The sequence below is a fragment of the Streptomyces sp. NPDC002536 genome, from assembly GCF_053594995.1.
In genome coordinates this window covers 1-11,877 of the sequence record NZ_JBSFWU010000157.1, presented here as the reverse complement: position 1 = coordinate 11,877, position 11,877 = coordinate 1, and the positions used below count along the sequence as shown (strand labels likewise).

The following is an 11,877-nucleotide window of genomic DNA, read 5'->3' as shown; positions in this document are numbered from 1 at the left end:
GTAAGGGGCGCGGGGAACTGCGCGACCAGCCCCCACCGGCCCGCAGCCGACGCACTACCCCCAGGGGTCCGGGGCGAAGCCCCGGGAACCTCGGCTGCGGGTGCGTCGTGGCTGATCGCGCCGTTCCCCGCGCCCTACGGGGCGCTGTCGCACGCCTGGGCGCGCAGTGCCCGAGCCAAGTCGTCCCGGGCCTCCAGGACGAGCCGCCTCAGTGCCGGCGCAGCATCCCCATGCTGCGCCAGCCACGCGTCGGCCGCCTCCACCGTTCCCGACGTGTCCTGCAATGTCGGGAACAACCCCTTGACCACCGCCATCGCGATCTCGATCGACCGCTCCCGCCACACCCGCTCGATCACCTCGAAGTAGCGCGGCGCGAACGGCGCCAGCAGCTCCCGCTGACCAGGCTGGTCGAAGCCCGCGATCGTGGCCTCGGCCAGGGCGTTCGACAGGGCGTCCGAGTCGACGACCGCCGCCCACGCCTCCGCCTTGACCGCGGCCGACGGCCGCGACGCCAGGCAGCGCACCTGGTGCCGCTTGCCGGACGCGGTGTTGTCCCGCTCCAGTTCGGCGGCGAGCGCCGCCTCGTCCGCCTCGCCGCACGAGGCCAGCGCGGCGAGGAACGTCCAGCGCAGCTCCTGGTCCACGTCGAGGCCGTCGATCCGGGCGCCGCCGTCCAGCAGGCCGTGCAGCAGCTGCAGGTCGTCCTTGCCCTCCGCGACCTGCGCGAAGAACCGTGCCCACGCCAGCTGGTGGCCGCTGCCGGGCTCGGCGAGCCGGAGCTCGCGCAGGGCGCTCTCGGCGAGCTGCCGGCCGCCCTCGGCGCGCCACGCGGGCGCCGCGTAGTGCACGAGGGCGGAGTTCGCCCAGGCGTGCAGCATCTGCAGCACGCCGATGTCGCTCTCGGCCCCGGCGAACCGCTGCACCAGGTCCAGGAAGTCGCGGGAGGGCATCAGCCCGTCGCGCGTGAGGTTCCACAGCGCGGACCAGCACAGCGCCCGGGCCAGCGGGTCGGCGATGTCGCCGAGCCGGCCGCGCAGGGCGGCGAGCGAGCCCTCGTCGAAGCGGATCTTGCAGTACGTGAGGTCCTCGTCGTTGACGAGGATCAGCTCCGGCCGCTCGGCGCCGGCCAGTTCGTCCACGACCGTCCGCGGGCCGGTGACATCGACCTCGGCGCGCGCGTACCGCACGAGCGCCCCGTCCTCGTCACGGCGGCGGTACAGGCCCACGGCCACGCGGTGCGGCCGCAGTTCGGGGTGCGAGGCGGCGGCCTCCTGCAGGACGGCCAGTTCCGTGATGCGCCCCTCGGCGTCGTAAGTGGCCAGCGGGGTGAGCGAGTTGACCCCGGCCGTCTGGAGCCAGGAGCGTGCCCACGCGGCCATGTCGCGCCCGGAGGTCTCCTCCAGCACGTCCAGCAGGTCGGTCAGGCGCGTGTTGCCGTAGGCGTGGCGCTTGAAGTAGCGGCGGGCGCCCTCCAGGAAGGCGTCGCGCCCCACGTAGGCCACCAGCTGCTTCAGCACCGACGCGCCCTTGGCGTACGTGATGCCGTCGAAGTTGAGCTTGGCGTCCTCCAGGTCGTGGATGTCCGCCGTGACGGGGTGTGTGGAGGGCAGCTGGTCGGCGCGGTAGGCCCAGGCCTTGCGCTGGTTGGCGAAGGTGATCCAGGCGCTGTCGAAGCGAGTCGCCTCGACCTGCGAGAAGGAGCCCATGAAGTCGGCGAAGGACTCCTTGAGCCACAGGTCGTCCCACCACTCCATGGTGACCAGGTCGCCGAACCACATGTGGGCCATCTCGTGCAGGATCACGTTGGCCCGGCGCTCGTAGGCGGAGCGCGTCACCTTGCCGCGGAAGACGAACTCCTCGCGGAAGGTCACGCAGCCCGGGTTCTCCATGGCGCCGATGTTGTACTCGGGCACGAACGCCTGGTCGTACTTGCCGAACGGGTACGGGTAGTCGAAGTGCTCGTGGAAGAAGTCCAGGCCCTGCTTGGTGACGGTGAAGATGTCGTCGGCGTCGAAGTGCCTGGCCAGGCCCTTGCGGCAGAGCGCGCCGAGCGGGATCTCCAGCACGGTGCCGTCGGGCAGCGTGCGGCGGTAGTGGTCGTGGACCATGTGGTACGGGCCCGCGACGACGGCCGTGATGTAGGTGGAGATCGGCATGGTGGGCACGAACCGCCAGGTGGCGGAGGCGGAGTCGCCCGCAACGGCCTGCGGTTCGCCGTCCCGCTCGCCGTTGCCCAGCACCGTCCAGCCGGCCGGGGCGGTCACGGTGAGGGTGAACGGGGCCTTGAGGTCCGGCTGTTCGAAGTTGGCGAAGACCCGCCGGGCGTCGGCCGGTTCGTACTGGGTGTAGAGGTAGACCTCGCCGTCCTCGGGGTCGACGAAGCGGTGCAGGCCCTCGCCGGTGCGGCTGTAGGCGCACTGCGCGTCCACGACCAGCTCGTTCTCGGCGGCCAGCCCCTCCAGGGCGATGCGCGAGCCGTCGAAGACGGACTGTGCGTCCAGCGCGCGGCCGTTGAGGGTGACCGCGGTCACGGACGGCGCCAGCAGGTCGGCGAAGGTGGCGGCGCCGGGCTCGGTGCAGCGGAAGCGGATCGTGGTCACCGAGCGGAAGGTGCGCGGCCCGCCGTCCGCACCCACCGCGGACCGCAGGTCGAGCGCCACGTCGTAGCCGTCCACGGTCAGCAGCCGGGCCCGCTCGCGGGCCTCCTCGCGGGTCAGGTTCTCGCCGGGCACGACGCGGCTCCCTCGTCTTCGTCTCAAACGCTTCGTCTCGTATGTCGAACACCAGGAATCATGGCATGGGGTGTGTTTGTTGAAACGCCGACTGTCCTGCTCTTTCGAGGAGATCCGCGTGACCACAGACGTGACGAACACCGGGAAGTCCGCCGTCGGCTTCTGGTTCGACCCCTCCTGCCCCTGGGCCTGGCTGACCTCGCGCTGGATGCTCGAGGTCGAGAAGGTGCGGCCCGTGGAGGTGCACTGGCACGTGATGAGCCTGGCCGTGCTCAACGAGAACCGGCTGGACGAGATGCCCGAGGAGTACCGTGACGCGATGCGCCCCGGCGGCCGGGCCTGGGCCCCGGTGCGGGTGTGCATCGCCGCCCAGCAGGAGTTCGGCAACGAGGCGCTCGGCCGCCTCTACACCGCGCTCGGCACCCGCATCCACAACCGCGGCGAGGGCCGCACCCCCGAGGCGGTCCTCGGCGCCCTTGAGGACGCGGGCCTCCCGGCGCGCCTGGCGGAGGCCGGGGACACCGACGCCTACGACGACGCCCTGCGGATATCGCACAAGGAGGGCATCGAGAAGGTCGGCCAGGAGGTCGGCACCCCGATCATCTCGGTGCCGGGTCCGGACGGGGCCGAGGTGGCCTTCTTCGGCCCGGTCGTCACCCCCGCCCCCAAGGGCGAGGCGGCGGCCAGACTGTGGGACGGCACCCTGCTGGTGGCCGGGACCCCGGGCTTCTACGAGCTCAAGCGGACGCGGACGGAGGGGCCGCGCTTCGACTGAGCCCGCCGACGGGTCGCGGCCGGGCACGAGGTCCCTTACTGTCCCGATATGGGCCAGACCGACCTCTCCCGGCCGCTCGGCCGTCGCGGCGGCTGGGCCGAGGCGGAGCCGCCGTGCGACAACGCCGCCTACGCGGAGCTGCCCGTACGTCCGTACGACTTCCTGACCCTGGCCGTGTGCCGGACCCTGCCGCCGCTGTGGTCGCTGCTCGGGCTGCGGCGCGCGGCGGGCATGATGCGGCACTACCTGCGCGGGACGGGGTCCCCCTGCCGGGTGGACGCCGAGGCGCTGCTGGCCCTGCCGGCCATGCGGGCGGCCGTGGACGCCCAGCTGGAGCGCTGGCGCACCGAGGCGCTGGAGCGCTGGCGCACCGGCCCGGGCGGGGTGGCCGCGTACCCCGCGGACAGCGGCTGGCGCGACGCGCTGATCACCCGGCGGGTGCACACCGACTGGTGGCTCGCGCTGCGCTGCGTGGAGTTCCGGCTGACGGGGACGGTGCGGGTCGCCGCGGACGGCACGCCGGCGGTCGACTACCGCGTCGCCGTGGAGAAGGCGTGGAACTTCGACCGCGGCGGCTCGGAGTGCGGTGTTCCGTTCACCCCCTTCGCCCGGCTGCACGAGACGGGGCTGGCACGGGAGTTCACGGTTTCCGGCGAGGCCTTCGGGCATGCCTGAGGGCTTTGGCCGCGCCCCGTAAGGGGCGCGGGGCTGTTTACATTTGCGGCTCCGCCGCGTGGGCGCGACAAGCCACGACGCACCCGCAGTCGACGTCCCGGGGCTGCGCCCCTTACGGGGCGCGTAACGAAGAGGAGAGGCCCCGTGCGCCACAGGCGCACGGGGCCTCCGCCTGCCGCGTGAAGGGTGAGAAGACGATCACGAGCAGGCCGCATGAGGGGTGTTACGGGACCAGCAGGAGGTTCCCCCGCTCCTTCGCGGACGCGTAACGCCTCGCCACGTCCTGCCAGTTGACGACCTGCCACATCGCCTCGATGAAGTCCACCTTCTGGTTCTTGTACTGCAGGTAGAAGGCGTGCTCCCAGGCGTCGAAGACCAGGATCGGCACCGAGCCCTGGCCCACGTTGCCCTGGTGGTCGTAGACCTGCTCGACGATCAGGCGGCCGCTGATCGGCTCGTAGGCGAGGACGCCCCAGCCCGAGCCCTGCGTGGTGGCGGAGGCCTTGGTCAGCTGGGCCTTGAACTTGGCGAAGGAGCCGAAGGACTCCGCGATGGCGTCCGCGAGCTCGCCCACGCCGTCCTTGTCCAGCGGCTCGCCGCCGCCGTCGCCGGTCATGTTCTGCCAGTAGATGCTGTGCAGGATGTGGCCGGAGAGGTGGAAGGCCAGGTTCTTCTCCAGGCCGTTGATCGCACCCCACTGGTCCTTGTCGCGGGCCTCCGCGAGCTGTTCGAGGGTGTCGTTCGCGCCCTTGACGTACGCCGCGTGGTGCTTGTCGTGGTGCAGTTCGATGATCTTCGCGTCGATGACCGGCTGCAGGGCCGCGTAATCGTAAGGAAGTTCGGGAAGTGTGTAGATGGCCATGCCGAGCCCTCCGACGGCTTATTGCAATTAGCTTGCAGGTAGAAGCTATCAGCAGATGCCTCGGGAAAGCGGTGACGGGGGCGGCTTCGGTCCAAAGACGGAGGCGGGGTAGGTCCTGAAGATCAGGACCTACCCCGCCTCGGAAGAAGGGTCGGAGGAAGGGGATGTGCCGGGGCGTCAGTCGCGCTGCGCCCGGCCGGCCACCATGCGCTGGCGCAGGTATCCGACGGTCGCCAGCACCGCCACCAGGCCGGCTGTGGCGTACAGCTGGACGCGGGTGTCGTTCTCGCGCAGCATCAGGCCGAGCACGCCGAGGATGCCGGCCAGCGCCACCCAGGACAGCGCGGGGAAGGCCCACATGCGCACCACGAGCTTCTCGGGCGCCTCGCGCTCCAGCTTCCGGCGCATCCGCAGCTGGGTGGCGGCGATGAAGGCCCACACCGCCAGCACGGCCGCGCCCGTCATGTAGAGCAGCCACTTGAAGACGGTGTCCGGCCACCAGTAGCTCAGCAGCACGGCGAAGAAGCCGAAGGCGGAGGAGGCCAGCACGGTCAGCCGCGGCACCCCGTTGCTGACCTTGGCGAGGAAGCGCGGGCCCTCGCCGCGCATCACCAGCGAGTGGGACATCCGGGAGGCGCCGTAGATGTTGGCGTTCATCGCGGAGAGCAGCGCGATCAGGACGACCACGTTCATGATCTCCCCGGCGGCCGGGATGTCCAGGTGCTTCAGGACCGCGACGTAGGGGCCGTCGGTGCCCAGGGACTTCTCGGTCCAGGGGATCAGGGTGACGACGACGAGCATCGAGCCGACGTAGAACAGCGCGATGCGCCACATCGCCGTGCGGACCGCCTTGGAGACGCCCTTGACCGGGTGCTCGGACTCGGCCGCGGCGATGGTCACCGTCTCCAGGCCGCCGTAGGCGAAGACCGAGGCCAGCAGGCCCGCCTCCAGGCCGTTGGTCCCGTTGGGCAGGAAGCCGCCGTGGCCGGTGAGGTTGGAGGTGCCCGGGGCCGAGGTGCCCGGCAGCAGGCCCATGATGGCCAGGACGCCCAGCACCAGGAAGATGCCGATGGCGCCGACCTTCAGCGTGGCGAACCAGAACTCGAACTCGCCGAAGTTGCCGACGGCCGCCAGGTTCGTCCCGCAGAAGACGGCCATGAAGAGCAGCACCCACATCCAGGAGTGGGTGGCCGGGAACCACTTGACCATGATGGCCGCCGCGCCGATCGCCTCGACGGCGATGCCCACGCACAGCTCCACCCAGAACATCCAGCCCGCGGTGAAGCCGGCCCAGGGTCCGATGGCGCGCTCGGCGTGCACGGAGAAGGTGCCCGAGGCCGGGTTGGCCGCCGACATCTCGCCCAGCATCCGCATCACGAGCATCACCAGCAGTCCGGAGACGGCATAGGCGAGCACGATGCCCGGGCCCGCGGCGGCGATGCCGGCGCCGGAGCCGACGAAGAGTCCGGCACCGATCACGCCGCCGAGGGCGATCATCGACAGATGGCGCTGCTTCAGCCCGTTCGACAGGCCGCTTTCCGTGCCCGGGGGCTGTTCGGCGGCCCCTGCCGAGGGGGAGGCCGCGGGTATACCGGTCATGTTCGTGTCTGTCCCCGTGAGATGAGAGCTGAACGGTCCAGGATCGGTCAGCAGCTGAAAAGTGGCCTCAGTGTGGAGGTCATGTTCGCTCAGGACAACACTTGTCACACGGCTGTCCGATATTCAGACGGAGGAGTTACCGCGCGTAGCTGACGTATCGCCAGAAGCGATGCTTTGTGGCCCTAAATCCGGTGACCGTCATCCGGCCCGGCGCAGCCGGAGCTCCCGCAGCCAGGAGACCGCCAGCACCGCGCCCGTCGCCGCCGCCGACCACAGCAGCTGCGGCCGGGCGTCGTCGTCCGTGAGCATCAGCACCAGCACCGCGGCCATGCCGACCAGCGCCGCCCAGGTCAGATAGGGGAAGCACCACATGCGCAGCGACAGCCGCTCGGGCATCTCGCGCTCGATGCGCGGCCGCAGCCGCAGCTGGGAGACCGCGATCAGGCCCCAGACGAAGAGCAGGACGGAGCCCACCGCGTTGAGCAGATAGCGGAAGATCGAATCCGGCCACTCCAGGTTGAGGACGACCGAGGCGAAGCCGAACGCGACCGAGGCGAACACCGCGCGCCGCGGCACCCCGCCCTTCGAGACCTTCAGCAGCGCCCGCGGCGCCTCGCCGCGCTCGGCCAGCGAGAAGACCATCCGGGACGAGCCGTAGAGGTTGGCGTTGAGCGCGGACAGCAGCGCCACGAACACCACGATGTTCATGATCTGCCCGGCCCCCGGCACCCCGATGTGGCCGAGCACGGCCACGTACGGGCTCTGCCCGGGCTTCTGCGAGTTCCAGGGCAGCAGGGTGACGATGACGAGCATCGAACCGACGTAGAAGAAGAGGATGCGCCAGACCGCACTGCGCACCGCCCGGCCCACCGCGCGCGCCGGGTCGTCGGACTCGGCGGCGGCGATCGTGAGGACCTCCAGCCCGCCGAAGGCGAAGACCACGGTCAGCACACCGGAGATCACCCCGCTCCAGCCGTTGGGCAGGAAGCCGCCCTGGCCGGTCAGGTTCGCCATCCCCACGGCGTGGGTGTCCGGCAGCAGACCGAAGATCGCCAGCAGGCTGAGCGCGAGGAAGAGCACGATCGCGCCGACCTTCAGGGCGGCGAACCAGAACTCGAACTCGCCGAAGTTCTTCACCGCGGCCAGGTTGGCACTGGTGAAGACGGTCATGAAGAGCAGCACCCAGGCCCATTGCGGCACCGCCGGCAGCCAGCCGTGCGCGATCTGCGCGGCGGCCGTGGCCTCCACGGCGAGCACGATCACCAGCAGGAACCAGTACAGCCAGCCCACCGTGAACCCGGCCCAGCGGCCCAGCGCCCGCTCCGCGTGCACCGAGAAGGCGCCGGAGGAGGGCATGGCGGCGGACAGCTCGCCGAGCATCCGCATCACCAGCATCGCCAGGGCACCGGCTATCAGGTACGAGACGATGATCCCGGGCCCCGCCACGGCGATGCCGGCACCCGAGCCGACGAAGAGCCCGGCGCCGATCACCCCGCCCAGGCCGAGCATCGTCAGATGGCGTTGCTTCAGCCCCGCGGACAGCGGTTCTTTCTCGCCGGCGAGGGTCTCGCCGGCCGGAGGTGCGTCGTGCATGGGGCGCTCGTGCTCTCGTCAGGTGTCGGTTCGCTCGTTTTAACCAGGACTTACACAGTCTCCTGAGCGCACTGTTTGCGCCAAGCTCCGCGGGGTTCCAGGTGACGAGCATCACGCCGGCCGGTGCGAGCGCCCGTCGAGCACGCCCCGAGGAGCATGTGGGAGTACGGAACCGCCAAGCAGCGTGCGCGGGGTTTGTCACCGGCGCACGGTGTCACGGGAACGGATGCTCGACTAACGTCACGGTGTCCTTACTCTTTGTCGATTTCCCTGAGCGGAGTACCGATGGCCACCGCCGCCACCCTGCCCCGGACCGGTACGGTCCTCGCCGATCTGCTCCCCGCGTCCGCCGCGGGCCGGGCCCGCGTCCGCGACGCCGCCCTCGTCCTCGGCGGTGCCGCCCTCACCGGCGTGGCCGCGCAGCTCGCGGTCCCCGTCCCCGGCTCCCCGGTCCCGGTCACCGGCCAGACCTTCGCCGCCCTGCTCGTCGGCACGGCCCTGGGCGCCCGCCGGGGCTTCCTGTCGATGGCGCTGTACGCGGTCGCCGGCATCGCGGGCATGCCGTGGTTCGCCGAGGCCCGCTCCGGCGTGGCCTTCCCCTCCTTCGGCTACGTGCTCGGCATGCTCCTCGCCGCCACCGTCGTCGGCGCCCTGGCCCGCCGCGGTGCCGACCGCTCCGCGCTGCGCACCGCGGGCACCATGGCCCTCGGCACCGCGATCATCTACGCGGTCGGCGTCCCCTACCTCGCGCTGGCCACCCACATGTCGCTGTCCGCGGCCGTGGCGGCGGGCCTGACCCCCTTCCTCATCGGTGACGCGCTGAAGGCCGCCCTGGCGATGGGCGCGCTGCCGACGGCGTGGAAGCTGCTGCACCGCCGCGGCTGACCTCTCCTCTTCTCTTGTGGGCCGGGCCCGCACCCCGAACCGGGGTGCGGGCCCGGACTGTTGACGGGGCCCCTCAGCGGCGCCCCTGCCGGCGCGCGGCGAGCCAGAGGCCGGTGCCGCCCGCCGCCAGCAGGGCGGCGCCGAGGGCACCCGCCACCGGGAGGTCCGACGGGGCGCCCGTGCGGGCGAGTTCGCCGGGATCGTCGCTCGTGGCGGGGGCGGGGTGCGACGGGACGACGTCCTTGCCGGGGTGACTGCCGTACGGGCCCGGGGCCTTGGTGCCGCCCGTGCTCGGCGGGGCCGAGGCCGAGGGGGCCTCGGACGGCGAGTCGGACGGTGCGCCGGTGGGCGAGGCGGACGGCGCGGAGGGCGTCCCCGAGGGCACGTTCTTGGTGCCCAGCAGCAGCGGCGTGTCCGGTGCGTCGGCGCTCGGGTCCGTGGTCCCGAAGTGCACGGGCCCCTGCTGCCACAGCAGTGTCTTGGTGCCGCTCAGCGTCACGGGGAGGCAGATCTGGCCGGTGTCCGCCAGGTCGAAGTCCGCGGACACGCGGTACGTGCGGCCGGCGCCCGCCGCGAGTTTCCCGACGGGGCAGGCGAATCCGCTGTTCGCATCCGGCGGGAGCTGTCCGGCCGGAATCGCGGAGCAGCCCTCCACGGACTTCACGCGGAGCCCCTTGAATCCGACGACGTCCATGGTGACGTCGCCGGTCTCCTTGGCCCCGCCATTGCGCACGGTGGCCGTCAGACTGGTGTTCCCCGACTTCCTGTTCACCGATATCCGCTGCGGCAGCTCCGTGCTGACTTTGCTCCCGGCGGGTGCGCTGGGCCCCGGGCTCCCGCCCTGGCTGCTGCCCGGTGTCGGCTCGGCGACGGATGCCCCCGCCGGCCACAGCAGTGCCACCGGCACGGCCGCCGCCGTCGCGGACCACCGCCACCGATTACTTGAGAACATTTTGGCTCCCCCCTGTCTTCGTCTCCTGCGAAGGCATTTGAATAGGTACCACAAGATTCCGACGTCCGAGGGGTGCGGAAAAATAATTCCGTAATGGGGGCGGGCCTGGTGGGAATTTCGAGTGGTGAGATGCAGGGGCGCCTTGTGGTGGGGCGATACCGGCTGCTGGAATTGATCGGGCGCGGCGGAATGGGGCGGGTGTGGCGTGCCACGGACGAGATGCTCGACCGGCGGGTGGCGGCCAAGGAGATACGCATCGACGGCCTCATGGGGGAGGGGAGCGCCGTCCAGCGCGAGCGCAGCCGGCGCGAGGCCCGTGCCACGGCCCGCATCGACCATCCCAACGTCGTCCGCGTCTACGACGTGGCCGAGGAGAACGACCGGCTGTGGATCGTGATGGAGCTGGTCGACGGCCGCTCCCTGGAGCAAGTGCTGCGCCACGACGGCCCGGTGGGACCCCGCGAGGCCGCCCGGATCGGCCTCGGCCTGGTCCGCGCCCTGCGCGAGGTGCACGCGGTCGGGGTGCTGCACCGGGACATCAAGCCCGGGAACGTCCTGCTCACCGCGCGCGGCCGGGTCGTCCTCACCGACTTCGGCATCGCGGCCGTGCAGGACGCCGCGGCCCTGACCATGGCCGGCACCCTCGTCGGCTCCCCCGACTACATGGCGCCCGAGCGCATCGAGGGCCGCGAGCAGGGCCCGCCGTCGGACCTGTGGTCGCTCGGTGCGACCCTCTGCGCGGCGGTCGCCGGCCAGTCGCCCTTCGCCCGGGCGACGACGCTGGCCACCCTGCACGCCGTGCTCTACGAGGAGCCGGAACTCCCCCCGGAGGCGGGCCCGCTGCGGGAGTTGCTGTCCGGGCTGCTGCTCAAGGACCCGGGCGGCCGTCCCGCGCTCGACGGGGTGGAGGAGACCCTGGCGGCCGTCGGCGCACCGCCGCCCCCGGAGCCCGTCCCGCACCCGCCGACCGCGGTCACCGCCCAGCCGCCGCCCGCACCGGACGCGGTACCGGAAGTGGCGCCGGAGCCCGCGCAGGACGAACTCCCGCCGCGCCCGCGCGCGTACCGCAGGGCCGCCCTGCTCGCGGCGACCGCGGTGGTGGCCGTGTCGGTCGTGGTCGGCGCGGTGCTCCTGGCCCTCCAGGGCTCGTCGGACGGGGGCGGCGGCGCCGCGGGCTCCCGGTCGGCGTCCTCGTCGCCGTCGGACGTCCGCCGCACCGAGGACGGCTTCAGCTGGGCCCCGCCCGCCGGCTGGAACCGCACGGAGAAGAGCCCGAGCGACATCAGCTACGCCGCGAAGGACGGCACCATGGAGATCTCCGCGAGCCAGGCCCGTACGACGGAGGCCGTGGTGACCCACTGGCAGCGCGACGAGGAGAACTTCCACGGCATCACCGGCTACCGCAAGATCCGCCTGGAGCCCACGACGTTCCGCGGCAACTCCGCGGTGATCTGGGAGTACACCATCCCGCAGGCCGGCACGCCGTGGTACGGGCGACAGCTCGGCTTCGAGAAGGGAGGACGGACGTACCAGGTGAACGTCTGGTACCAGGACTCCGCGGAGACGGCCGCACTGGACGTCTACGCGCGCGTGAAGGCGTCCTTCCGCACGGGGTGACGACGGCAGCGCCCCGTCAGGGGCGCGGGGCTGTTTCTCCCCCAGCTACCGCTGGGAGGTACCCCCAGCGGCTCCGCCGCGTGGGCGCGACCAGGCGCCCCGTAAGGGGCGCGGGGAACTGCGCGACCAGCCCCCACCGGCCCTCAGCCGACGCACCACCCCAGGGGTCCGGGGCGCAGCCCCGAGT

General features: G+C 71.8%; 9 protein-coding genes. 4 read left to right on the top strand and 5 right to left on the bottom strand.

Going from position 1 to position 11,877, the window contains the following annotated elements; all coding sequences use genetic code 11:
* Window positions 1-134: 134 nt before the first annotated feature.
* Window positions 135-2,732, bottom strand: coding sequence for an aminopeptidase N (gene pepN, locus ACWD4B_RS33290; protein WP_451424269.1), 2,598 nt, complete (start codon window positions 2,730-2,732; stop codon window positions 135-137).
* Between the two features lie 130 nt (window positions 2,733-2,862).
* On the opposite strand from pepN, the gene ACWD4B_RS33285 reads away from it, so the two are divergent.
* Together ACWD4B_RS33285 and ACWD4B_RS33280 are read left to right on the top strand one after the other, a co-directional pair.
* Window positions 2,863-3,507, top strand: a complete 645-nt coding sequence (locus ACWD4B_RS33285; protein ID WP_451424270.1) for a mycothiol-dependent nitroreductase Rv2466c family protein — start codon at window positions 2,863-2,865, stop codon at window positions 3,505-3,507.
* Window positions 3,508-3,555: 48 nt separating this feature from the next.
* The gene (locus ACWD4B_RS33280) at window positions 3,556-4,182 is read left to right on the top strand and encodes a hypothetical protein (protein ID WP_451424268.1); all 627 of its coding nucleotides are present in this window, start codon (window positions 3,556-3,558) and stop codon (window positions 4,180-4,182) included.
* 223 nt (window positions 4,183-4,405) lie between these two features.
* Here the strand turns inward: ACWD4B_RS33280 and ACWD4B_RS33275 are convergent, their stop codons facing one another.
* The 3 genes from ACWD4B_RS33275 to ACWD4B_RS33265 all read right to left on the bottom strand — a co-directional run bounded on the left by ACWD4B_RS33275 (window position 4,406) and on the right by ACWD4B_RS33265 (window position 8,236).
* The gene (locus ACWD4B_RS33275) at window positions 4,406-5,044 is read right to left on the bottom strand and encodes a superoxide dismutase (RefSeq protein WP_451424267.1); all 639 of its coding nucleotides are present in this window, start codon (window positions 5,042-5,044) and stop codon (window positions 4,406-4,408) included.
* 177 nt (window positions 5,045-5,221) lie between these two features.
* Complete coding sequence (locus tag ACWD4B_RS33270) at window positions 5,222-6,643, bottom strand: amino acid permease (protein WP_451424266.1); 1,422 nt, start codon at window positions 6,641-6,643, stop codon at window positions 5,222-5,224.
* A 198-nt stretch (window positions 6,644-6,841) separates the two neighbouring features.
* Window positions 6,842-8,236 (bottom strand): amino acid permease, encoded by a 1,395-nt coding sequence (locus ACWD4B_RS33265; protein WP_451424265.1) that lies wholly within the window; start codon window positions 8,234-8,236, stop codon window positions 6,842-6,844.
* A 285-nt stretch (window positions 8,237-8,521) separates the two neighbouring features.
* Here ACWD4B_RS33265 and ACWD4B_RS33260 point away from each other — a divergent pair, with 285 nt between their 5' ends.
* Complete coding sequence (locus ACWD4B_RS33260) at window positions 8,522-9,121, top strand: biotin transporter BioY (protein WP_451424264.1); 600 nt, start codon at window positions 8,522-8,524, stop codon at window positions 9,119-9,121.
* Between the two features lie 73 nt (window positions 9,122-9,194).
* Here ACWD4B_RS33260 and ACWD4B_RS33255 read toward each other — a convergent pair whose 3' ends face one another.
* A complete protein-coding gene (locus ACWD4B_RS33255) occupies window positions 9,195-10,073 on the bottom strand; it encodes a hypothetical protein (protein ID WP_451424263.1) in 879 nt (292 codons plus the stop codon).
* Window positions 10,074-10,202: 129 nt separating this feature from the next.
* On the opposite strand from ACWD4B_RS33255, the gene ACWD4B_RS33250 reads away from it, so the two are divergent.
* Window positions 10,203-11,690: a serine/threonine-protein kinase gene (locus ACWD4B_RS33250; RefSeq protein ID WP_451424262.1), complete on the top strand. Its 1,488-nt coding sequence runs from the start codon at window positions 10,203-10,205 to the stop codon at window positions 11,688-11,690.
* Window positions 11,691-11,877: the final 187 nt, after the last annotated feature.